The sequence below is a fragment of the Marinilactibacillus piezotolerans genome, from assembly GCF_900169305.1.
Classification (GTDB): Bacteria; Bacillota; Bacilli; order Lactobacillales; family Carnobacteriaceae_A; genus Marinilactibacillus; species Marinilactibacillus piezotolerans_A.
This window is the reverse complement of sequence record NZ_FWDP01000002.1, coordinates 297,461-321,968: the sequence shown is the minus strand read 5'-3', so window position 1 is coordinate 321,968 and position 24,508 is coordinate 297,461. Positions and strand designations below refer to the sequence as shown.

At 40.2% G+C, this 24,508-nt stretch carries 21 protein-coding genes; 12 read left to right on the top strand and 9 right to left on the bottom strand.

The genetic code is table 11. The annotated features are described in order from the left end of the window. Window positions 1-28: 28 nt before the first annotated feature. Window positions 29-1,564: an AbgT family transporter gene (locus B6F02_RS01515; protein ID WP_080145632.1), complete on the bottom strand. Its 1,536-nt coding sequence runs from the start codon at window positions 1,562-1,564 to the stop codon at window positions 29-31. Between the two features lie 287 nt (window positions 1,565-1,851). Between B6F02_RS01515 and B6F02_RS01510 the strand changes: the two genes are divergently transcribed. From B6F02_RS01510 to B6F02_RS01495, 4 genes are all read left to right on the top strand, one after another. Beyond that, a complete protein-coding gene (locus B6F02_RS01510) occupies window positions 1,852-2,604 on the top strand; it encodes an acyl-[acyl-carrier-protein] thioesterase (protein ID WP_080145631.1) in 753 nt (250 codons plus the stop codon). A gap of 34 nt (window positions 2,605-2,638) precedes the next feature. Beyond that, complete coding sequence (locus B6F02_RS01505; RefSeq protein WP_080145630.1) at window positions 2,639-3,628, top strand: LacI family DNA-binding transcriptional regulator; 990 nt, start codon at window positions 2,639-2,641, stop codon at window positions 3,626-3,628. Between the two features lie 148 nt (window positions 3,629-3,776). Then, entirely contained in the window at window positions 3,777-5,159 is a 1,383-nt protein-coding gene (locus B6F02_RS01500; RefSeq protein ID WP_080145629.1) for a PTS transporter subunit EIIC, read from the top strand. Between the two features lie 40 nt (window positions 5,160-5,199). After that, window positions 5,200-6,651 (top strand): glycoside hydrolase family 32 protein, encoded by a 1,452-nt coding sequence (locus B6F02_RS01495; protein WP_080145628.1) that lies wholly within the window; start codon window positions 5,200-5,202, stop codon window positions 6,649-6,651. 61 nt (window positions 6,652-6,712) lie between these two features. On the opposite strand, the gene B6F02_RS01490 is transcribed toward B6F02_RS01495, so the two are convergent. Both B6F02_RS01490 and B6F02_RS01485 read right to left on the bottom strand, forming a co-directional pair. Further along, window positions 6,713-7,687: an asparaginase gene (locus tag B6F02_RS01490; protein ID WP_080145710.1), complete on the bottom strand. Its 975-nt coding sequence runs from the start codon at window positions 7,685-7,687 to the stop codon at window positions 6,713-6,715. A 15-nt stretch (window positions 7,688-7,702) separates the two neighbouring features. Continuing rightward, entirely contained in the window at window positions 7,703-8,326 is a 624-nt protein-coding gene (locus B6F02_RS01485) for an MBL fold metallo-hydrolase (protein ID WP_080145627.1), read from the bottom strand. Between the two features lie 166 nt (window positions 8,327-8,492). Between B6F02_RS01485 and B6F02_RS01480 the strand changes: the two genes are divergently transcribed. The 3 genes from B6F02_RS01480 (at window position 8,493) to B6F02_RS01470 (ending at window position 10,108) form a co-directional block, all read left to right on the top strand. Beyond that, window positions 8,493-8,966 carry a Dps family protein gene (locus B6F02_RS01480; protein ID WP_080145626.1) on the top strand — a complete coding sequence of 158 codons (474 nt, stop codon included), beginning with the start codon at window positions 8,493-8,495 and terminating at the stop codon, window positions 8,964-8,966. A 169-nt stretch (window positions 8,967-9,135) separates the two neighbouring features. Further along, the gene (tsaE, locus tag B6F02_RS01475; RefSeq protein ID WP_080145709.1) at window positions 9,136-9,606 is read left to right on the top strand and encodes a tRNA (adenosine(37)-N6)-threonylcarbamoyltransferase complex ATPase subunit type 1 TsaE; all 471 of its coding nucleotides are present in this window, start codon (window positions 9,136-9,138) and stop codon (window positions 9,604-9,606) included. Then, a complete protein-coding gene (locus B6F02_RS01470; RefSeq protein ID WP_080145625.1) occupies window positions 9,590-10,108 on the top strand; it encodes a GNAT family N-acetyltransferase in 519 nt (172 codons plus the stop codon). Before tsaE ends, B6F02_RS01470 begins: the two co-directional genes overlap by 17 nt. A 52-nt stretch (window positions 10,109-10,160) precedes the next feature. On the opposite strand, the gene B6F02_RS01465 is transcribed toward B6F02_RS01470, so the two are convergent. Then, a complete protein-coding gene (locus B6F02_RS01465; RefSeq protein WP_080145624.1) occupies window positions 10,161-10,691 on the bottom strand; it encodes a 3'-5' exonuclease in 531 nt (176 codons plus the stop codon). 272 nt (window positions 10,692-10,963) lie between these two features. Between B6F02_RS01465 and glyA the strand changes: the two genes are divergently transcribed. Next, complete coding sequence (glyA, locus tag B6F02_RS01460) at window positions 10,964-12,187, top strand: serine hydroxymethyltransferase (RefSeq protein WP_372924824.1); 1,224 nt, start codon at window positions 10,964-10,966, stop codon at window positions 12,185-12,187. A 269-nt stretch (window positions 12,188-12,456) separates the two neighbouring features. After that, entirely contained in the window at window positions 12,457-13,872 is a 1,416-nt protein-coding gene (locus B6F02_RS01455; protein ID WP_080145622.1) for a 6-phospho-beta-glucosidase, read from the top strand. A gap of 764 nt (window positions 13,873-14,636) precedes the next feature. Here B6F02_RS01455 and B6F02_RS01450 read toward each other — a convergent pair. From B6F02_RS01450 to B6F02_RS01435, 4 genes are all read right to left on the bottom strand, one after another. After that, a complete protein-coding gene (locus B6F02_RS01450; protein WP_080145621.1) occupies window positions 14,637-15,209 on the bottom strand; it encodes a lysozyme inhibitor LprI family protein in 573 nt (190 codons plus the stop codon). 206 nt (window positions 15,210-15,415) lie between these two features. Continuing rightward, window positions 15,416-16,222 carry an alpha/beta fold hydrolase gene (locus B6F02_RS01445; RefSeq protein WP_080145620.1) on the bottom strand — a complete coding sequence of 269 codons (807 nt, stop codon included), beginning with the start codon at window positions 16,220-16,222 and terminating at the stop codon, window positions 15,416-15,418. A 142-nt stretch (window positions 16,223-16,364) separates the two neighbouring features. After that, complete coding sequence (locus B6F02_RS01440; protein WP_080145619.1) at window positions 16,365-19,013, bottom strand: cation-translocating P-type ATPase; 2,649 nt, start codon at window positions 19,011-19,013, stop codon at window positions 16,365-16,367. 269 nt (window positions 19,014-19,282) lie between these two features. Beyond that, window positions 19,283-19,573 carry a helix-turn-helix domain-containing protein gene (locus tag B6F02_RS01435; protein WP_080145618.1) on the bottom strand — a complete coding sequence of 97 codons (291 nt, stop codon included), beginning with the start codon at window positions 19,571-19,573 and terminating at the stop codon, window positions 19,283-19,285. A gap of 202 nt (window positions 19,574-19,775) precedes the next feature. Here B6F02_RS01435 and B6F02_RS01430 point away from each other — a divergent pair, with 202 nt between their 5' ends. Beyond that, window positions 19,776-21,377, top strand: coding sequence for a SulP family inorganic anion transporter (locus tag B6F02_RS01430; RefSeq protein ID WP_080145617.1), 1,602 nt, complete (start codon window positions 19,776-19,778; stop codon window positions 21,375-21,377). Window positions 21,378-21,423: 46 nt separating this feature from the next. On the opposite strand, the gene B6F02_RS01425 is transcribed toward B6F02_RS01430, so the two are convergent. Beyond that, complete coding sequence (locus B6F02_RS01425; protein ID WP_080145616.1) at window positions 21,424-22,179, bottom strand: exodeoxyribonuclease III; 756 nt, start codon at window positions 22,177-22,179, stop codon at window positions 21,424-21,426. Window positions 22,180-22,423: 244 nt separating this feature from the next. Between B6F02_RS01425 and murB the strand changes: the two genes are divergently transcribed. Together murB and B6F02_RS01415 are read left to right on the top strand one after the other, a co-directional pair. Continuing rightward, the gene (murB, locus tag B6F02_RS01420) at window positions 22,424-23,431 is read left to right on the top strand and encodes a UDP-N-acetylmuramate dehydrogenase (protein WP_080145615.1); all 1,008 of its coding nucleotides are present in this window, start codon (window positions 22,424-22,426) and stop codon (window positions 23,429-23,431) included. A gap of 122 nt (window positions 23,432-23,553) precedes the next feature. Next, window positions 23,554-24,468: a Gfo/Idh/MocA family protein gene (locus B6F02_RS01415; protein WP_080145614.1), complete on the top strand. Its 915-nt coding sequence runs from the start codon at window positions 23,554-23,556 to the stop codon at window positions 24,466-24,468. Window positions 24,469-24,508 lie beyond the last annotated feature (40 nt).

The following is a 24,508-nucleotide window of genomic DNA, read 5'->3' as shown; positions in this document are numbered from 1 at the left end:
CAGCATCGAGACAAGAGAGTCAAAAAGTTTACTGTAAAACAGATGGGGCATTTGGACCAAGCGGCAAACCGATGGAGTACCATATCACCAGCAAGACTGACCAGGCAATCAGGAATGAAACAGTATAGTAAATCATAGTAGAAATGATTGTTCCTAGACCGGAGTTTTTATCGTAGCGTTGTGCAAAAACTAAAATCATAGCAAAGTAACTCATTAAAGGAGAAATAACGTTTGAAGAAGAATCCGCAATGCGGTAAGCCATCAAAGTCATTTCCGGAGAAATATTCAAGGTGAACAGCATAGGAACGAAGATAGGAGCCATAATCGCCCACTTCGCACTGGCTGATCCCATGAAAAGATTAATAAATGCGGTAAACAAGATAAAAGCCAAAATCAGCGGCAGTCCGACAAAGCCGATATTTTCTAAAAGAGCAGCTCCATTAGAAGCAATAATATAGCCAAGATTTGTATAAGCAAAGTAATCAATAAACTGAGCAGCGAAAAAGGCTAAAACCAGATACCCGCCCATTGAACTCATTGATTCGGCCATTCCTTGAACAAAATCATGAGATGATTTTACTTTTCCAGTCGTAATACCATATGCTAAACCAGGAATAGCGAATAATAGAAAAATCATAAATAGTAACCCGTTTGACAGAAAGTTGCTTAATGTCAACTCGCCTGCATCATCTAAAGCGCGAAGCGGCGCATTTTCAGGAATCATTAGAAAACCCATAATAATCAAGAAGACAACAAGAGCAGCTAAAGCTGCAATTAGTCCTTTGTTTTGTACAGGCGTCAGTTTTTCTTCACTTGGGCTGTAGTCTCCGTGGTATTCTCCTAATCTCGGTTCGACAAATTTTTCTGTTACAAATGCGCCGACCGCTGTTAATAAGAAAGTCGATACAATGATAAAGTACCAGTTGCCTGTTACGGCGACTTCATAATCGATATTCGAAGAAGCTAGTGCCTCGTTTGAGATACCGGCCAGCAAGGCATCCGTCGGTCCAAAAATCAGATTAGCAGAAAATCCAGCTGAAACTCCAGCAAACGCAGCGGCAAGTCCGGCAATTGGGTGACGTCCTGCGGCAGCGAATACGATAGCACCTAAAGGAACAACAACAACGTAGCCAGCATCAGAAGCAATATTAGAAATAATTCCGGCAAAAACAACCATTGATGTCAGTAGAGCAGAAGGGACATTGTTCAGCAATTTCTTCAAAGAAGAAGAAATCAGTCCGGTCCATTCAGCAACTCCGACTCCGAGCATAGCAACCAATACAGTCCCTAAAGGTGCAAACCCGGTGAAGTTGGTAACAGCAGAATTGAAAATATGGGCAATTCCCTCCCCATTTAATAGCGATACAGCTTCTACGACGGTGTCCTCACCGGTATTTGCATCTAAATAACTTCCTTGCACACCAAAGCGTACAGCAATCTCTGAAATGATGATTAGTATGACTGAAAAAAGAATAAAGATAATCACTGGGTGGGGGAGTTTGTTACCTACTCTTTCAACCATCCCAAGTAATCCTTTATTCGGCTTTGTGTCAGAATCACTCATAAAAAAAGTTCCTCCTAAATCATTTTATGTAAAGCCATTTTATAAGAGAACAATTAGACAAAGATGGTGGTCTCAGTTATAAAAAGTGCATTACTCCTTAGATTTTATAATACATCGCCATTCATTATCAATTCATATTATAATAATCTAAGCATAAAAGATAAAAGACCGTGGAAAAGAGGAAAGCTTAGCAGGTAAGTAAGAGATTATCGGAAGATTTTTCGTTCGTCTACGTATATATATGATAAACTAGAAAAGGAAATGAATGATTGAAAGTAGGCTGAAGAATGATAGGAAAAAAATACAGCAATCAGAAAGAAATCTCTTATTATATGTGCGACCGTACCCAGACGCTGACCCTTCCAATGCTGGTTAATTTATTGTTGGAAGTTTCAGGGGAACAATCTGAGTCTCTGGGACTAGGGGATACTGTAATGCAAGAAAAGGGATATTCATGGATCTTGCTGCAGTATGAATTTTTTATAGATCGTCTGCCTAAAAACAAAGAAACGGTTGAAATCGAAACCTTTGCGACAGAGTATAATAAACTGTTCTGCTACCGCGACTTTATAGTGAAAGATCTGGAAGGAAACGAGTTGGTCACTGTGCACTCTACGTTTGCTTTGTTTGACTTTGCGAAGCGAAAAATGGCCAGACTTCCTGAAGAAATTGTTGATCCTTATGAAGCAGTATTCAACAAACGAGTAAAACGAACTGCAAAACCTGCACCCGTTAATGAAGAAACAGCTGAACAGCAGCCATTTAATGTACGGTATTTTGACATTGACACAAATCAGCATGTCAATAATTCCAAATATTTGGACTGGGCACTGACACCGCTTGGTGGAGCGTTTTTAAGCAGTCATCAAATGACCTATGCAAATATAAAATTCGACAAAGAAGTGCATGAAGGACAACAAGTACAAAGTATCTATAGTCAAATTGCAGAAGATGCAGCGGTGACTACAGCCCACAAAATCTCCACAGAATCGAATACGCACTGTACAGCAAGTTTTAAATGGAAAAAAATAAGCGAATAAGAACAAAAGACTCAAACAGAAAGAAGTGATCAAGGTGGTCACCATAAATGATATTGCTAAACGCGCAGGGGTAGCGAAAAGTACAGTCTCACGCTATTTGAATAATGGCTCTATTAGTGAAAAAACGAGAAAACGGTTAGATGAGATCGTGAAAGAAACGGGCTATTCACCAAACGCTTTTGCAAGAAGCCTAAAGGCAGCCAATACAAACATGATCGGTGTGGTGATTCCCAGATTGAATTCGGCTTCAACCAATGAAGTACTGGAAGGAATCGATGAACAAGCTCGCCAGAAGGGCTATCAGTTGATTATTACGAACTCAAATCAGGATATTGATCAAGAGCTGGAAAACATTCAGACCTTGATCAAGCAGAAGGTAGAAGGAATTATTGTGCTGGCAAGGGAAGTGACTGCTGAACATAAAAAATTGATCGAAGAATCCGGTATTCCATTTTTAATACTGGGTCAAAGCGCAGCGTCCATTCACTCAATGACCTATACAGATTATGATGCTGGAAATAAAATTGGACAGTATGCTCTGGGATTAGGCCACAAAACTTTTCTCTTCTTTGGAGTTACAGAACTGGACCAGGCAGTTGGAGTAGAACGAAAACAAGGCTTTTTAGATGCTGTCGCAAAAGATGATCAAGTGCAAGTGACAATCATTGAAACTAGTTTTTCAAAAACGAATGCTTATCAAGATGCTTTATCTGTTTTGAAAAACATTCAAGCGACATATATAGTTTGTGCAACGGATAATATAGCAATTGCCGTTTTAAAAGCAGCCTATGAACTGGGATACAAAGTGCCAGAGGACTTTTCGATCAGCGGATTCGGTGGTTATGAAGAAACAGATTATGTTCATCCTAGTATTACAACCGTGAGCTATCCTTATAAAGAAATGGGCAGGGAAGCTTTAAACAACCTGATGGAATTAGTAAAGGGGACAGAGATACCCTATCAGATTTTATTGCCGAACCAACTGACCATAAAAAAATCAACAACCGCAAGAGAGAAAGCATGAAAATTATTTTGCTTTCTTTTTTTGCTTGCAAATAGAACCGGTTCCTGATAGAATGAAAGCACTTAATAGGAACCGGTTCTAAAAAAGAGTGTTTTTTTAAAAAGATAATTGGAACCGGTTGCTAAAAAATATAAGGAGAATGAGCCAAATGAAATATGACAAGTCAATTAATGCAGTATTAGACGCAGTCGGCGGAAAAGAAAATATCAGAAACTTTGAACATTGTGCCACTAGATTAAGAATTATCTTAAAAGATGATAGTAAACTAGATAAAGAAAAGGCTGAAGAAGTACCAGAAAGTAAAGGGTATTTCTTCAACACTGGACAGCACCAGTTTATATTTGGAACGGGGACAGTCAACACGGTATATAGTGAGATGGAACAAATGTTAGGGGATTCCTCTTCGAATGAGTCAGAGGGGAATTTCAAAGACGATGTGTACCAGAATTTAAGCCCGCTGCAAAAAGTTGTACGTACTCTTGCGGATATTTTAGTTCCGCTGATTCCAGCGCTTGTTACGACAGGATTGTTAATGGGGATCAGAGGACTGATTATTGAACTCGGCGTTGAGTTGAGCCCAGACTGGTTGACCATGTTCGAGATGCTGACAGATACGGCATTTGCTTTCTTACCGGTTTTAATTGCGTATAGCGCTACACGCAAGTTTGGTGGAAATCCAATTCTGGGAATTGTGGTAGGGCTAATGTTGGTTGCGCCTCAATTGCCTAATGCTTATACAGTAGCCGGTGGAGATGCTGAACCGCTGACCTTACTGGGAATAGATATTATTGGATATCAAGGCTCTGTCATTCCTGCCATATTAGCAGGGTGGTTGATTGCCAAGCTGGAAAGAACGTTTAGATCTTTTGTCCCTCAAATGATGGATTTGATCGTCACACCGTTCTTCACGATCGTCATTACGATTGCAGTGATGTTGTTCTTGTTAGGTCCGATTATTCAAGTAGCTGAATCAGCTGTAATCAATAGTATTATTTACTTGATAGAAGCGCCTTTTGGTATTGGTTACGTAATATATGCTGGATTACAACAGGTCATTACCATTACAGGATTACACCATTCTATCAGTATTATTGAGATCAGCCTGCTGAATAATACTGGTTCGAACGTATTGCAGACACTTGGTACAGCTAGTATGGCGGGACAATTCGGAGCAGCTGTCAGTGCAGCTTTCTTGATGAGCAATCATTTGAAACGGTCAAATGCCTTGAGTGCAAGTGCTTCTACATTGTTTGGGATCACTGAACCTCTTCTTTTCGGTGTTAGTCTAAGATCAATGCGCATATTCGGTTCTGGGATTGTTGGCGGAGCCGCTGGAGGTTTGCTGACTTATATCTTAGGTCTGGCTGCAACTGGCATGGGCATTACCTTTATTCCTGGATTATTATTGTACACGAATAGTATAGTAAGCCTTCTACAATACTTACTGATTATCGCTGTATCGTTTGCGGTAGGATTTGTATTAGTAAAAGTCCAAAGCCGACCGATTAAAGAAGAATTAAACACAAAATAGTCATAGAGAATTTAATTAAGATAGACAAAGGAATGTGCATATGAGCAATTTAAAAGAAAGTTTGCAAAAAGACATCGAAGCTGAACAACCTGCTTTGCAGAACAAAGTAGCTGCCGATCCTTGGCGTCTGCATTACCACCAGCAGCCGCCGACTGGCTGGTTGAATGATCCGAATGGGGTTCATCAAAAAGATGGTCTTTATCATCTATACTACCAGTATTCACCGCTTGATGCGACCGGTGGACTGAAGTATTGGGGCCATAAAACCTCAAGAGACCTTGTTCATTTTAAAGAAGAAGATATTTTCTTATACCCTGATCAGGATTTTGATAAGGATGGTGTATATTCAGGCAGTGCCTTTGAAAAAGAGGGTCTCATCCATTTCTTTTATACTGGAAATGTCAAACATTTAGGAGACCACGATTATATCACGAGCGGCAGGGAACAGAATACGGTACACATGACTAGTTCTGATGGATTTAATATAGATCGTCGAGAAGTAGTGATCGATTCAATGGAGTATCCAGATGGATTCACACAACATATTCGCGATCCTAAAATCTTAGAAAAAAACGGACTATTTTATATGGTGATGGGTGGTCGTACAAGTGATGATCGTGGTGCTATTTTACTTTACGAATCAGATAATCTATCAAAGTGGCAGTACAAAGGAAATCTCTTAGAAAATCGGGAAGAATTAGGCTATATGTGGGAATGCCCGGACTTCTTTGAGTTGAACGGTCAGGAAATTTTACTGATGTCTCCGCAAGGGGTGGAACAAAAAGGCTTTGAATTTGAAAATGTTTATCAGTCCGGATATCTGATGGGTAAGACAGACTGGAACGCATTACAATTTAAACCGGCAGAGGACTTTGTTGAACTGGACAGAGGTTTTGATTTCTATGCGCCGCAGACGTTCTTAGACGAGCAGAACCGCAGGATTTTGTGGGGGTGGATGGGATTACCGGATACGGAACCTGAGTATTATAATCCAACAGTCGAGCGGGGATGGCAGCATGCAATGACCTTGCCGAGAGAACTGACGATTGAAAAAGGCAAGCTCAAACAACGACCGTTACCTGAATATCAAAAACTGAGAAATGAAGAAACGAAGCTTCAATATAATACCCATGATTCTGAAATCAGCCTTACAGAAACTAGCTTGACTTATGAGCTGAAGATAGAGGTTGGACAAAAGGAGAAATCTGTAACAATCCAACTCTCTCAAGATATGACCCTTCAATACGATGGGCAGATTTTCACGCTCAACTTAGGCAAATCAGGGTACGGACGGAAAACGCGTTCAATCGAACTATCACGACTAGAACAGATTCATGTTTTTGTAGATACTTCATCTGTAGAAATTTTTCTTAATGATGGTGCGTACGTTTTAACTACTAGAATGTATCCGACCAGTCAAACAAGACAAATTCGATTCTCAGGAGAAGCAGACCTGAACATCTCAAAATGGGATTTGAATAAAACACAATAAAAATAAACCACAGGATGTTTAGAGTGTAATCTCTAGACAATCTGTGGTTTCCTTTTATCGTTTATACACTTTCAAAGACTTCCGAAATGTATGCATGGTCGGTTGACTGTTCCAAGATAACCAATAATTTCAGACGAGCTTTGGGTCCGCTGAGTCCAGGAGCAAAGATGACTCCAGCACTTTTCAGCTGTTTGCCGCCGCCTTCGTAATCATAGATATCTTGTGCGATACCGTTGAAAGCACGCGAGGTTAACACAATAGGAATGTTCCGGTCTAAAAGCAGCTGCACTCCAGTAAGGGTAGCAGGGGGGAGATTGCCGGCGCCTAAGGCTTCTATCACTACGCCATCAATATCAGTCTGGGCTAATGCTTCAAGGAAAGCTCCGCTCATCCCGGCATAAGCTTTGAGCAGCGGAACTGTCTTGGTTACTCGTTCGATAGGAAAGTATTCCGTCTTGATCAATTTCTGGAAAAACATCACTTCTTTTTTAGAAACGATTCCGATCGGTCCGAATGTCGGCGTTCTAAAAGTCGCGACATTGGTTGTATGTGTTTTTGTAACGTACCGCGCAGCATGAATTTCTTCATTCATGACAACCAGTACACCTTTATCTGCTGCAGTATCTGACATGGCTGTCCAGACGGCATTCTGAAGGTTTCTTACACCGTCTGAACCGATTTCGTTCGTGGGACGCATTGCTCCTGTCAGCACAATGGGGATAACAGATCTGACCGTTAGATCCAGAAAGTAAGCCGTTTCTTCCAGTGTGTCTGTGCCATGGGTAATCACCACGCCGTCAATCTCTTCTGAGGCAATTGCAGCATCTATCCGCTGCTTAACGATCAGCATAGTCTCTGGGGTCATATGCGGAGAAGGCAGTTGCAGAATATCTTCTTCTGTTAATCTGACTTCTTCATTGAAAAGATGACTGTACTCATTCAGCGGGTGTTCAGAACTTGGTTTAATGACACCCGTACTCTGATCTGTACTCATAGAAATCGTACCGCCTGTATGCAATATTAAAATATGTTTCAATTCAGTCCCTCGCAATCAGTTAAAATATGGATTAGCAGCCTTTTCGTGGCCAATTGACGTGTCACGTCCGTGACCAGGATAGACGGCATAGTTTTCCGGCAGCGTAAATAAGTGTTTTCTGATGCCATCCAGTAAGCGTTTCGGTTCACTTCCAGGTAAATCTGTTCTTCCGACACTCTCTTTGAATAAAGCATCTCCAGAGATCACAAACTGATCCTCGTGGAAAATGAAGCTGACACCGCCAGGAGAGTGTCCTGGAGTAGGGACCACATCAAAAGTAAATGGACCGATCTTCAAGGTTTCAAGAGAAGAGAATAAATGATCTGCCGGCTTAGCGTTCACTTCATAAGGTTTATTAACAGAAAGATTGGCAGAAGGATCACCCAGCCAGTCTTGCTCTTTGGGACTGACATATACAGGCACATCATAATCTACTCGGATGTCCTCTAATGAACCGATATGGTCGTAATGGGTATGCGTCAGCAGAATCGCTATCGGTCTAACGCCCAGTTCTTCGATCTGATCTTTGATTTTGCTCGTTTCATCACCTGGATCGATAATCAGTGCCTGATTTTCTGAATAAAGGATATAACAGTTTTCTTCAATCATACCCGTAACGACTTGTTTTACTTGTATCATAAAGGCTTCCTCCAAAAGAATAATTTAAACGTCAATGACGTAATGATCAGCTTTGCTTTTTTATTATAACGAACTATGGATAATCTGTCGAAAAAAGACATATGATTTGACTTTGTGATAAAATAAGCATATAGTGAATTTAGAAAAAATATTAGGAGGAAGTACAATGGCAAACACAAAAATCCAGAACTATTTAAATACGCTGGTTGCAACGCAAGGACTATTCTACGTAAAGCTGCACCAAGTTCATTGGTACATCAAGGGAGAAAGTTTCTTTACCTTGCATCCTAAATTAGAAGATCTTTATGATGAACTGACAGTGCAAATGGATGACATTGCGGAACGACTATTAGCACTTGGCGGAGAACCTTATTCAACTTTAGAAGAGTTTATAGAGCATTCGCTGATAAAAGAGTCTGCAGATAATAAAACACTTTCTGAAAGAGAAATGATCCAAAGTGTTATTGATGATTATGAAACGCTGCGCAGTGAACTTGAAAACGGGATTCAACTGACTGATGATGAACGAGATGACGTAACAAATGATTTCCTGGTCTCACAAAAATCAGACGTTGATAAAACCATCTGGATGCTGCAAGCGTTTATGGGCAAAAATGCAATCGCAGATAAAGAAGATTAGAAAGACAACAAAGATAAGAAAAGTAAAAAAAGTAAGAAAAATAAAAAATAATGACCATTTCGGCTTAGACACGAGGTACTGTCCTCGTGTCTTTTTGTTGAGTATAGGAATTGAAAAAAGACTATGGTAAAATAAGCGCAAATGATGCAAAGGAAGTACCGCTATGACAATGGTTGTAAAAACACATAATGAAACAGAAACAAAAGCCTTAGCCGCAAAAATAGCGGAAAAAATGAGCCCGGGAATGACCATTCTCCTGGAAGGTGAACTGGGCGCCGGCAAAACGACCTTCACAAAAGGATTCGCTAAAGGTCTGGGTATCAGTCGTGTGATCAAAAGCCCTACTTATACCTTGATCAGAGAATATACACAAGGCAGACTCCCGCTGTATCATATGGATCTTTACCGGTTAGAAGATACGGGTGCTGAAGAGATGGGACTGGAAGAGTATTTTGACAGTGAAGGTGTCTGTGTTGTGGAGTGGGGATCAATGGTAGAAGATGAGCTGCCGCAAGAACATCTGCTGATAACAATCGAATCGTCTCTGGCTGATCTGGAAGAACGTACGATTCAGTTAACGGCAAAAGGAACACACTATGAACAGTTGCTGGAGGGGGTAAAAGATGAGAGAAGAGATTGAGATCGGCATCCGCGAAGCGATTCCGACTGATGCAGAAGCTTTACTGGACTGCCTGGAAAGAACCGCTGTGCAGACTGGGTTTATGACAATGGGAGAAGAAGGTTCTGGGCTGACTGTTGAAGAAGAAAGTCAGCATATCGCAAACATTTATGATTCACCGAATAATTGCCTGATCGTAGCACTGATTGAGGATAAAATCATCGGGATGGCCACCATTCATGCATCCAATAAACCTAAAATCCAGCACATCGGCGAGTTGGGGATCGTTGTGGATAAGGAGTACTGGGGATTCAAAATCGGGACTGAATTGCTGCAAGAAGTGTTGGACTGGGCGGAAGCTTCTGAAATGATCAACCGAATAGAATTAAAAGTTCAGAAAAGAAATGAACGCGCGATCCATTTGTATGAAAAGTATGGCTTTGAATTAGAAGGGATTATGGAACGCGGTGTAAAGGATAATGGAGAATACTTGCCTGTCTGTATGATGGCAAAGTTGATATAAAAAAAGTCTGAAGTTTCAGAAACGAAAAGGTTTCTTGAACTTCAGACTTTTTTTATGCAAATTTAACGAGTTTTTTCAAAGGAGCCGTTCCATATTCTTTTTCCTGATTGATCAGAATATTGGCACATGCTCTGGCATCATCAAGGGCATGGTGATGGTTCAATAAAAGTCCATAGTGCGCCGCCACTGTGTTCAACTTGTGATTCGGCAACTGTTTTAGCAGTCTTCTGGAAGACTGTACCGTACACAACGTCTGGAAATTCGGTTGAGTGATCCCATAGTGCTGCAGAGTTCCTTGAAGAATCCGTTTGTCAAAAGCCATATTATGTGCAATCACCAGTTGATCACCAGTAAAAAATTGAGCCATATCTTCCCAAACTTCAGGGAAATAAGGGGCATCAATCACGTCTTGCTCACGAATGCCATGAACTCGGATGTTCATGGCATTGAACCATGTATCCGGGTTGATCAGTGTATAATACTCATCGACGATTTGACTATTCCTTACGACGGTCAAAGCGACTGAACAAGCACTGTGTGTCTGACGGTTGGCAGTTTCAAAATCCAGGGCAGTAAAGTCCATTCAATCCCTACCTTTTTAAAGTTTTTAGTATTAACTGTTGCCTATCTAAACGAACATGCATTCTCTTCATTATACCACGGATAAAGCAGCATTCAATAGTGACTCTGATTTATTATAAATAAAATGCATGATTGTTTCTGAAAATTGACAATTCCAGACAGAACCGAATGATCACTGGAATTAAGGAAAGAAATTTTCAAGATGCTTTTTCTGATAGGCTTCACCTATGCTATACTCTTTTTATATCACAATAGTTGAAGGAGTTGTGTGCATTGAGTTTTGATAAAGAGATTTTTGATGCCATTGAACAAGAAAAGAATAGACAAGAGCAGAATATTGAATTAATTGCATCTGAAAATTTTGTATCTGAAGAAGTCATGAAAGCACAGGGAAGCGTGCTAACCAATAAATATGCAGAAGGGTATCCTGGAAAAAGATATTATGGCGGTTGCGAATTCGTTGATATTGTAGAAAATCTGGCCATAGAAAGAGTCAAAGAGCTGTTTGGCGCAGAATATGCGAACGTTCAGCCGCACTCTGGGTCACAAGCCAATATGGCGATCTTCCAGACCTTTTTAGAACCCGGGGATACTTATATGGGAATGGACTTGAATCATGGGGGACATTTGACACATGGTTCTCCTGTCAACTTCAGCGGAAAACTATATAATGTTGTAGCATATGGGGTAGATCCAGAAACAGAGACAATCGATTTTGATCAAGTACGAGCACTAGCTCTAGAGCATAAGCCGAAATTGATTATCACTGGATACAGTGCCTATCCTAGAGAAATCGACTTCCAGAAATTCCGTGAGATTGCGGATGAAGTCGGAGCAAAATTAATGGTCGACATGGCGCATATTGCTGGGTTGGTCGCAACAGGCGAGCATCCTAATCCTGTTCCTTATGCAGACGTCGTTACAAGTACCACTCATAAAACTTTACGCGGACCACGCGGCGGATTGATTCTAGCTAAAGAAGAATATGCTAAACGACTGAACAGCGCTATATTCCCAGGAACACAGGGGGGACCATTAGAGCATGTTATTGCGGCGAAAGCAGTCGCATTCAAAGAAGCACTCCAACCTGAGTTCAAAACATATGCTCAGCAAATCAAGAAAAACGCCAGAGCAATGGTTGAGGTCTTTAATGATTCTAAAGGTCGTGTAATCAGTGGCGGTACAGACAATCATTTATTATTAGTAGAAGTCACTGATTTTGGCATCAACGGAAAACAAGCAGAAACAGTATTGGATTCTGTCGGGATAACCGTTAACAAGAACACTATTCCTTTTGAAACACTAAGTCCGTTTAAAACAAGCGGGATCCGTATTGGAACACCAGCGATTACAACAAGAGGATTCGATGAAACAGCGAGCCGCAAAGTAGCAGAACTGATCGTTAAAACGTTGGATAACAGAGAAAACGAAGATGTTCTAAGCATAATCCAAGCAGAAGTTCGTCAATTAACCGAACAATATCCATTATATAAATAAGCAAAATATTTAGCGATACCTTGAGGCAAAACTCTGGGTATCGTTATTTTTTACGATATTTTTCATTGAACGATTTAAAAATACTCTAGTAGAAGTTCCTCGTCGAAAAATGGAGAGGAAAGGCAGATTTCATACGGTATATTAATTTTATGTAAAAAATAAAAAATTTGACAGAAAAGCTTGTATGTAAACCATTACATAGAATACAGTATACTTGTAAGTTATGAAAGCGGTTCTAAAAAGAGGTTTATTTTAGGAGGAAATTCAACATGGCAAAAGATGGATTGAAAATAGTAACGATCGGCGGCGGATCAAGCTATACGCCGGAACTAATTGAAGGATACATTTTACGTAAAGATGAACTTCCAATCAAAGAAATCGTTCTTGTAGATATTGAAGATGGTAAAGAAAAATTAGACATCGTTGGCGCTATGGCGAAACGAATGGTTAAAGCAGCAGGGCTGGACTGGAAAGTCACTCTGACACTAGACCGTAAAACAGCACTTAAAGATGCTGACTTTGTAACAACTCAATTCCGTGTCGGACTATTGAATGCGCGTGTCAAAGATGAGCGTATTCCATTGTCTCACGGCATTTTAGGACAAGAAACCAACGGAGCAGGCGGGATTTTCAAAGCATTCCGTACAATTCCTGTTATTTTAGATATTATTGAAGACATGAAAGTACAATGTCCAGATGCTTGGCTGGTCAACTTCACTAACCCGGCAGGTATGGTAACAGAAGCAGCAATCAAACACGGCGGATGGGAAAAAACCGTTGGACTATGTAACGTACCGATCGGACATGTTAAAACAGCATCAGAAAAACTAAACGTACCAAAGGATGATCTATTCTTTAAATTCGCTGGAATCAATCACTTCCACTGGCATAGAGTATGGGACAAATCTGGTAAAGAGCGTACAGATGAATTGATCGACTTGATCTATGGTCCAAACCAAAATGAAGATGACAACCACCTGAAAAATATCCATAGTGCTCTATTCCACTATGAGCAAATCAAAGATTTGCATATGCTGCCTTGCGGATACCACCGTTACTACTACATCGAAGATGAAATGCTTGAGCATTCAATAGAAGAGTTCAAAAATGGTGAGACAAGAGCGCAAGTTGTTAAAGGAACTGAAAAACGCTTATTCGAACTTTACAAAGACCCAGAGTTGGACTACAAACCAGAAGAATTATCTCAGCGTGGTGGAACTCACTATAGTGATGCAGCTTGTGAAATCATTGCTTCAATCCAAAATGACAAGCATACAGAAATGGTTGTTTCAACGAAAAATAACGGAACAATCACTGACTTGCCATATGACTGTGCAGTGGAAGTTTCTGGTGTTGTGACTGCTCATGGATTCGAGCCATACAATTGGGGCACATTCCAAAATGATGGCGCACGCGGTATCATCCAAAACATGAAAGGCATGGAAGAAACAGTGATCCGTGCAGCAATCGAAGGAAACTACGGCGCTGCATTACAAGCCTTCACTGTTAACCCACTGATTCCAGGTGGAACAATTGCTAAAACATTGCTGGATGAAATGCTATATGCACACAGAGATTACCTTCCTCAATTTGCTGACAAAATTAAAGAAATTGAAGAAAAACAACCAGAAACCGTTGAGTACGTTGACGAATTAATGAAAACAAACGTACCAGAAACCGTATAAGAACATTAAACCAAAAGCTTGAAGTCTTCGGACTTCGAGCTTTTTCTTTTCGGTCACTTATTTTAGGGACTCTGGATAGATTTACTTTTGAGTACCGAGAATAAGGGGCTGATTTATGGAACTCAGATAGAAAAGTTGTACGAGTACCGAGAAAAAGAGGGAAATAATAGGAACTCAGAACGAAAAGTTATTTGAGTACTGAAAATAAGAAGGTGATTATAGGAACTTAGATAGAAAAGTTGTACGAGTACCGAGAATAAGAGGGAAATATTAGGAACTCAGATAGAAAAGTTGTACGAGTACCGAGAATAAGAGGGAAATATTAGGAACTCAGATTGAAAAGTTGTATGAGTACCGAGAATAAGAGGGAAATATTAGGAACTCAGATAGAAAAGTTGTACGAGTACCGAGAATAGAAGGGAGATAATAGGAACTCAGAACGAAAAATTATTTGAGTACCGAGAATAGGAGGGAGATAATAGGAACTCAGAACGAAAAGTTATTTGAGTACTGAGAATTGGAGGGAAATATTAGGAGCTCAGATTGAAAAATTGCACGAGTACCGAGAATAAGAGGGAAATATTAGGAACTCAGGTCGAAAAATTATTTGAGTACTGAGAATAAGAGACCTATTCTAAGAATTCACCTGAAAAAGTTGCTCGAGAACCGAGAACACTAACCTCACTATTAAAACCACTAAAACGAACAAGCCGCCGGTGAATCCAATCCCCGACGGCTTTATAACGATTTAATTGATCAACTAATTAAGGCATATACTGAGCGACAAGATCAAAGCAGCGGACCATCGTTAATTTTGTCTGCAAAGAGACGTACTCTAAAGATGCCAGGCTTCCTCCTTGGTATTTTAAGGAGCCCTCTTTTGCTTTGGTATCCCGAAATGTGATCCACTCGCGTTGTTTAACTCGTAAAGCTTCCATATTTTCTGGAGCTAACTGTTCCTCCAAGACACCATAAATTTCATTTAAGAGTCCGTCCCAGATACTGAAAAGCTCGCCTTCGAACTCTTTCATAGCAGCTGTTGAATTATCATCAAGATTGGCATCCATTTCTTCAGTTTTAGCTTTGGCATCTTCCAGCTTACCGAAATAGACAGACTTCAGATGTACAGAATCTGCTGCATCTGATTCTGACTGTTCACTGTCTGCTTCAGAAATATCAGTATCTGCAGTGACAGGTTCTGACTGTGTTTCATCGGTATGTATAGTTTGAGAAGGCGTGTTTTTTTTGGCATCCTCTGCAGTTGAGCTTTGACAACCCGTTATTAAAAATATTGAAGCAGCAGTGAGTCCTAACAATATTAACTTAGCAAATCTCATCTTAACACCTTTTCATATAGAATGACGTTTTTAACAATAGTTGATGCTCGGATCGATAACGATGATTATATTTTAACAAATCTTGAAAGAGAAGTCATCTATCCTTTATGTTTTATATGTCATAGTTTTCCTAAGGAAATCGCGATAGTGAGTGGACACTACCGCGATCATTTTGAATAGGATTCATTTGATTAAAATACGGCTATTTACATATGGATAAAATCATGTAGAGCAGTATTCAATTCTTTTGGCTGATCATGAAAGATACCGTGACCACTTTCTTCAAAGGATTTTAATGTACTTTCAGGAATTAGTTTGTCCATTTCTTCAGCAAATTCAAAAGGACAGACTTGGTCTTCTTTACCATGGCCAATTAAAGTTGATACAGAGATCTTGGTTAAATCTTTTGTAAGATCCTCATCTCTTAAGGCAATCGCAGAAAGAATGGTTCCGTAAGAAGAGGCTTTGAATGCTAATCCAGCTACCCAGTCTGCATAGGCATCAGAAGGTTGTTTGTTAAACAATTTAGCCCCAAACTCCGTAACCATTTGCGGACGATCCATTTTAGCTTGCTCGATCAACTCGTCTACACCCGATTTTTCCATACCATATGGATAATCAGGACCTTGTGTAAATCGAGGGGCAGCGGCGCCAAGTAATACTAGTTTGCTGATACCATAGCCTTCGTGTCGAGCCATATAGCGAACAGCAGCAGCTCCGCCCATTGAAAATCCAACCAGTACAGCATCTGAGAGCTGAAGTTCTTCTATAACAGCTTTCACATCATCAGCGAATGCGTCATATCCGTAACTTTCTACTCCTAACTCTGAATTACCATATCCTCTTAAATCAATTCCGATTACACGATGTCCTTTTTCCAGCAAATAGTTATACTGATACTCAAACATTTCATTATTCAGCGGCCACCCATGTAGAAAAATGATTGGAGAACCATTCCCCATATCTTTAACAGCAATTGAGACATTATTGAAACCTGAGATCATCTTATGCATTTTTTTCCTCCTTAAAAAAACATCCTTTATTGTTACAAATTAATAGTATCGTGTTCGAAAGGATATTCCAATTAAGTTGCCTGAAAACAAAAACCCCCCGTTTCAACAACAAGTGTTGAAACGGGGGGCTGAAAGAAACTGATTAGTCATCTAATTTAGAAGGGAAAACCAGTTTCTTAACTTCTAAAATGATCGTTGTTGTTAAAGCAAGTCCAGCTGCAACAGCCCATTCTGTCCATCCAAAGGTACTTGGAATATCAAAGACTGAACGGATGCCTGGCAATACTGTAATAGTATAGAGCGCCATACAGATAGCGAAAGCTCCAATAACATATTTGTTAGAGAAGAAACCAGCCTGGATTGACGTTTGAGAGTTTGAGCGTGCTGGGAATACCTGTAACGTTCTGGATAAGATCAATGTTGTAAAGGCCATAGCCACACTGATTTCCGGAGAGTTAAAGTAGTAGATCCCTATTGCTTGAGAGATGATGACTGCAATACCGATCGTAAATCCACGCAGGATAACAGACTGCAGTGTTTGCCCAGTAAAGATTCCTTCATTCGGATCACGTGGATCTTGTTTCATGATATGCGGTTCTTCTTTTTCCATTCCTAAAGCAATGGCAGGAATAGAGTCGTTAACAAGGTTGATAAACAGCAATTGGAGAGCTGTGAACGGGTTGATCCAATTCATCAATAAAGCAGCAATGATTGCTACTACGGCACCTAAGTTACCTGAGAACAAGTACGCAATGGCTTTCTTGATGTTACTGTAAACGTTACGTCCAACGGCTACAGCACTAACAATTGATACAAAGTTGTCATCTGTCAGGATCATTGCTGAAGCATCCTTAGATACGTCTGTTCCGCTTCCCATTGCAATTCCGATGTCTGCTTGTTTCAAGGCAGGAGCATCGTTGACCCCGTCACCTGTCATAGCAGTGATCTGGTCTTTATTTTGCCAAGCTTGAACGATTCTGATTTTATTTTCAGGAGTAACACGTGCATAAACGCGGATTTGTTCAAGTTTCTCCATCAATTCATCTTCAGATAGGGCATCCAATTCTTGACCAGTTAACGCAATATCGCCTTCTCTGAATAAATCTAGATTCTGACCAATTGCACGAGCAGTTGTTTTGTGGTCACCGGTAATCATTACCGTACGGATACCTGCTTCACGAGCTTCTTTAATGGCCTGAGCTACTTCTTCACGAGGTGGGTCGATCATTGCTAGTAACCCAACAAAGATCAAGTCATTCTCATCATCTAAGTCAAGTGTGTCTTTTGACATGGATTTGTATGCAAATGCCAATACACGGTAAGCCTGTTTAGAGAATTTTTCGTTCTGGTCGTGTAATTTCTTCATGTAATCGTCTGTAAGATCAACCACTTCACCATTTACAAGGATTTTTGAACTGCGGTTGAAGACAACATCCGGTCCGCCTTTAGTCAGCATCAGTTTTTCGCCATCGATTTCGTGAAGTGTAGACATCAGTTTACGACTAGAGTCAAAAGGCAATTCTTCGATTCGTGGATATTCTGAACGTAATTCACGGAATGGTTTTCCTTGTTTGTTACTGTATTCGATCAATCCAACCTCGGTAGGATCCCCGCTTGCTTCACCTTCTTCATTAAGAGAAGAGTCATTGGCAAGTACAGCGATCTGCATCAGACGATTTTCATCATTTGACCAGCCGCTCGGGTCTTTCGTAAATAAGTCACCTTCACTGTCAGCTAAAAATGCTTCAACAACAGTCATTTTATTTTGTGTTAATGTACCAGTCTTATCTGTACAAATCACACCTGTGGATCCCAAAGTCTCAACAGCAGGTAATTTACGGATGATGGCATGTCTCTTCGCCATTTTGTTAGTACCGACTGAAAGTACGATTGTAACGATTGATTGTAAAGCCTCAGGAATTGCGGCAACTGCTACTGCGATTGCGAACATGAAAGCATCCAGTAATTGAATTTGAACATTTCCATCGCCGCCTCCGAAGAAGATTCTAAATGCTTGGATCGCGAAGATCAGAACGGATAGTGCCAGAATAACAAGACCTAATTTTTTACTGAATGATTCCAGTTTACGTTGCAGCGGTGTTTGCTTAGCTGAAGCATTCTGAATCAGTTCAGAAATTTTACCCATTTCTGTTTCTGTTCCGATACCGGTGACAACATAACGGGCACGTCCATAAGTGACTAATGTTCCGCTGAAGACCATGTTTTTACGGTCAGCAAGCGCGGTTTCTTCTTCGATTGTTGCAGCTTCCTTATCTGAAGGTACTGATTCACCGGTTAATGCGCCTTCTTCAACTTGCAGCGATTCAGCTTCAAGCAAGCGTCCGTCGGCAGGGATATTGTTTCCTGCTTCTAAAATAACGATATCTCCTGCGACGATTTCTTTTGAAGGAACACTTTGTGTATCGCCGTTACGGACGACAGTAGCAGAAGGAGCGGCCATGTCTCTTAATGAAGCCAGTGAATCCTCAGCTTTTCTAGTTTGGACAACGCTCAAGATCGCATTGATAATCAAAACGGCAAAGATGATCAGTGATTCTACTGTTTCTCCTAAAACGATTTGAATAATAGCAACGATGAGTAGAACGATTACCATTGGATCTTTAAATGTTTCGATAAAAAGAGAAAAAATAGACTGACGATCTTGCTGTTCTAATTCATTATAGCCATTTTCCTCCTGACGGCGTTTGACTTCTTCTGACGATAATCCCTTTTCGGAATCAGTCTTTAGGGAAGAAAGAATCTCTTCCTTGGATTGCTGATAGAATTCCATTAACTTGCTCCTTTTCGTAAAATGATTGCGAGTAAGCCAGCGTTTCGATAAAAAAAGACGTATACGGAGTATGTTAGCTCCGCATACGTCTCACTATTTAATACAGAACCAGCAGATACAAATCTGCGAGTGGTGGCGCTGCAACAGTTTATCACTGCTAGTTACTCCCGTAAGCTTATTGAATTGTCCAGTTAATTATATAAAAGGCTTCTGAGTTTTGCAAGGAATTTAATTACATGCCCTATAATAACATGAAATCTTTACAGAATTTAAACTAAGCCGTCTAAGAACTTCAGAAGATCATACTGTTTTTCTTCTGGCAGAGATTGAATGGTCGATATAAGCTTCTTTTCAATTGGGCTGGATTGATTATTAAAAAATTCAGATAAACTAACACCAAAAACATCGCAGATGTGCGCTAATGTTTTCAACGAGAGCTTTGTAGAATTATGTTCGATAGCTGAGATGAATGAAGGTGATATATCTATTTTTTGAGCGAGTTCTTTTGCAGTCATATTTGAAGCCATTCTTAATTCTTTAATTTTTGGTCCGATTTCCATAGAGCACCTCGAGAATTTTTTTACCTGCTTAGGTATAATAGCATGTAATTTATCAGTATAAAAGACAAACGTCACAAAGTAAACCCTTTTAAGTTAAAAAAATTCACTTATAAGTAAATTTTTCGTTGTAATAAATCATTAATCTGTTAATATGTTTAATTGCGGCTACAAATTATTAATAGCTGAAAAAGGAGAGAATGAAATGGAAAGTAAACAAAAAGAGAATAGCGGAAAGTTTCGATCGATAAAATTTTTTGGCGAACATAAGTCAGTGATCAAAAGTGAAGTACTTTCAGGGTTAACGGTAGCATTGGCACTAATTCCAGAATCTATTGCTTTTGCATTCGTTGCAGGTGTCAGCCCGATATTAAGCTTGCAGACAGCGGTAGTAATCGGACTAGTTGCGGCAACATTCACTGGAAGACCAGGAATGATCAGTTCTTCGACTGCAGCGATTGCGGTTGTTGTTGCATCATTAGTAGCTACTCATGGCTTAGAGTACTTGTTTGCAACCGTCATATTGATGGGGATCCTTCAACTGATTATTGGATTTCTCAAACTGGGAAAATATGCGAGGATTATTCCTTATCCCGTTATGTTAGGGTTTCTAAATGGACTGTCTATTGTCATTTTCTTGGCACAGCTGGATCAGTTCAAGATCAATCGAGTTACAGAAGTGAACGGCGTTTCGGTGACCGAGTCAGTATGGATGTCTAGTGGCGACCTGTTATTGATGATCGGATTTGTTCTCTTTACTATGGCAATAATCCATATCGTTCCAAAATTTACAAAAGCTGTACCATCAAGTTTGATTGCTATTATTGTAATGACGATTATTGCTGTCGTTCTTGGAAACAGCGGTATTCATTTGAGAAATGTTCAAGATTTTGCTGGAATGGAAATTGCCGGAGGACTTCCAGGCTTTCACATTCCTCAAGTTCCTTTGAACTTTGAAACGTTGAGTATCATATTCCCCTATGCGCTGATAGGCGGATTGGTAGGGTTGACAGAAGCAGTGCTGACTTTACAAGTATTAGATGAAATGACGAATACTAGGGGCAGAACAAACAAGGAGATCATTGCACAAGGTCTTGCCAATACTGTCAATGGTTTCTTAGGCGGAATGGGTGGAGATGCCATGATCGGTCAATCGATCATCAATATCAAATCCGGCGGAAGACATCGTATGTCTGGTCTGGTCGCAGCGAGTGCATTAATGATCTTCATTATGTTTGGTTCAGCTTTTATCAATGCGATTCCGTTGGCTGGATTAGTCGGCGTTATGTTCATGGTTGTGGTGAGTACCTTTAAATGGGAAAGCTTGCGTTATAAAGGAAAAGTACCTGCTCAAGACATCTTGGTTATTATTGTTGTATCCCTTATTACTATTTTTGCAGACCTTGCAAGTGCAGTGATTGCCGGAGTCGTTGTTTCAGCTTTGATTTTTGCATGGGAAAAAGGGAAAGTAATTTATGCAAACGAAGAAGAATCTGCGACAGGGGAAAAAACCTACAAAATCAACGGAACAGTATTCTTTGGTTCAGTATTGAATTTCAAAGAGCTATTCAACGTAGAAGAGGATCCAGATACAGTTGTATTAGATTTGAAATATGCTAAGGTCACAGATTATTCTGCTGTAGAAGCGATCAGTTCAATTACAAAACGATATGAAGACGCAGGAAAAACCTTCAGGATCGTTCGATTAAGTGAAGACTGCAAGAGACTATTCCATAATGCAAATGCTTTTACGTCAGTCGTTATAGATGAAGGCGAAGACGAGGTTATTGAATACCCTTATGTATAATCAAAATACCTGTTTTTCTCAATGAGAGAGAAAAACAGGTATTTCTTTATAGAAAAATATCTAGTTCCACTGGGCAGTGATCAGATCCCATGTAATCTGCGTGAATCTTGGCATCCTGCAGACGGTCTTCCAAGCGTTCTGAAACAAGGAAGTAGTCGATACGCCAGCCGGCATTTCTCTTTCTGGCACCAAATCGATAATTCCACCATGTGTAACTGTCTTCTTGATCAGGATAAAAGTAGCGGAAAGTATCAATATAGCCTGAATCTAGAAACTTAGTCAACTGTGCACGTTCTTCATCGGAGAACCCTGCATTAGTCCGATTGTTTTCCGGATTTTTCAAGTCGATTTCTTTGTGAGCCACATTTAAGTCGCCGCATAAAATAACCGGTTTAACGAGGTCCAGTGTCTGAATATGAGCTTGAAAAGCTTTTTCCCAGCTCATGCGGTAATCCAGTCGTTTCAGCTCAGACTGAGAATTTGGAGTATAACAAGTCACAACTATATAGTCTTTATATTCCAAAGTAATGACTCGGCCTTCGCGGTCATGTTCCTCAATACCGATACCGTATGAGACATTTAAAGGCTTTTGCTTAGTGAAAATAGCCGTTCCGGAATAGCCTTTCTTTTCAGCATAATTCCAGTAGGAATAATAGCCTTCAAAGTCAATATCGATCTGGCCTTCCTGCAGCTTGATTTCTTGAAGACAGAAAATATCAGCATCCAGTTCTTTGAATTGTGCTAAAAAATCTTTTTGGACGATCGCCCGCAAGCCATTGACGTTCCATGAAATAAGTTTCATAAGCAGCTCCTTTTGTTCAAGTTAATTTTATCTTATCGGAATTTCGATGACGGATAAAGCGAACAGTCTGAAACAACGAAGATTTTAGAAAAACCGCAACAATTTAGTGACAATTTGCGTCGAAGCTACTACTGTGAAACTATTCGTGTTAGAATATAATTGATTTAATAGGATTCACCATAGTTTTAATAAAAAAAGCTTACCAGAATTGAATGAAGTTAAAGCGAGAGGAACGTATTGAACCATGGATATTCAGTTATTTAAAGAGACCTTTTCAGATTCAATTATAAAAATCAATGAACCATTAGCACACTATACTTATACAGAAACCGGCGGACCGGCAGATGTACTGGTTTTTCCAAAACGCAAAGAAGAGATTGCAGCGATTGTTTCATATATCAATGAGCGCAACTGGCCGTTGACCATCTTAGGCAATGCCAGCAATCTGATTGTAAAAGACGGAGGGATTCCAGGAGTTACCTTGATTCTGACGGAAATGGATCAGATTAGTGTAAAAGACGAAAAAATCACGGCACAAGCTGGCGCTGCATTGATCGATGTCAGTAAAAAAGCATATCAGTTCGGATTGACTGGACTTGAGTTTGCTTGCGGCATTCCCGGCAGTGTGGGCGGAGCAGTCTTTATGAATGCTGGCGCTTATGACGGGGAAGTAAAAGATGTGATCCAAACGGTCACCTTATTGAGCCGCACAGGCGAGCTTAAAGAAGTAACCAATGAAGAAATGGAATTTGTTTATCGCAATAGTAAAATCCAAAAAACTGGAGATATTGCGATCGATGTGACCTTCGAGTTGAAAGAAGGCGACCAAGATGCCATCAAAGAACGAATGGATGAGCTGACGATCTTGCGAACAACAAAACAGCCGCTGGAGTATCCATCGTGCGGTTCAGTGTTCAAACGGCCGACAGGCTATTTCACTGGGAAACTGATTCAAGATGCAGGGCTGCAAGGCTTGACTTGGGGCGGCGCTCAGATCTCAACGAAGCACGCCGGCTTTATTGTCAATATCAACAAAGCGACAGCTACAGACTATATTGAACTGATTGAGCATATCAAGTCGGTCATTCTCGAAAAAAACAGTGTTCAATTAGAGACAGAAGTCCGTATCATCGGTGAAGATCCAACGGAACTAGAAAAGAAAACGGCAAAAAATATCATTCAAAAAGCAACCAAAGAATTCAAGAAAACAGTACACGTCGAGCAGTCGATTCAACTGGCTGACGAAATGTAATGAGGAGCATATACTGCAGACTATTTGTCTGAGGTATATGCTTTAATTTTTCTCGATAAAAGCGGTTCACTTGCTGTATACTATATAATAGAAGAAAGCGGTACAAAACAGGAGGATAAATAATGAAAATAGGCGTTATTGGATTAGGATCTATTGCACAAAAAGCATATTTACCAGTCATGATGACTGAGCATCCAGAGATTGAGTGGCATTTAAGTACAAGAAATGAAGAGAAATTGAATGCGATCGGTCAACAATATAGAATTGACCAGACTCATTTACATACAGATTGGCATGAACTGATTAATCAGAAAATGGACGCTGTATTTATTCATACACCGACACCTACGCATGCTGAAATTATTGAAGCTATGCTGAGTAACAATATCCCTGTCCTAGTGGATAAACCAATCAGCGATCATTTAGAAGAAACAAAGGCTATGCTGCAGTTGTCTAAAGAGCAAAATACACTCTTGATGACAGGATTTAACAGAAGATTTGCACCAAGAGTCCAAGAACTGAAAGCAGTGTCGGATAAAAATATGATTTATTTCCAGAAAAACCAAGTCAATCAGGCGACACTGCCTGCCAGATATCGAATCTACGATATGATGATTCATCCAGTCGATACGGCGCTGCACATGATAGAAGGACCGGTCGAAGTGGTTGACTCTGGAATTGTAGGCAATGCTGATCAACTGAAACGTGCCTGGGTCATACTGGAATCTGCAGGAGCGCATATCATGGTCTCAGTGAATGCAGAATCAGGATCTAGATTAGAAACGATGGAAGTCCAGAGTCCATCAAAAACTGTCCGAGTAGAAAATCTGGCAGACTGGACAGAATACAGTGAGGAAGGATCTTTTAGCAAACCATTTGGGGATTGGGAGCCGACTCTGCATAAACGAGGATTTGCTCCTATGATCAAAACCTTTTTAGAGGCCGTACAAGCAAACTCAGAAAATCCTGTATCATTGGATTCTTCCCTAAGAAGCCATGAAGTCTGCGAAGCGATCCTTGAAAAAGCAGGCCTGTAAAATTTGTTATACGAATAGAGATAGAATGTTTATTTTAGCT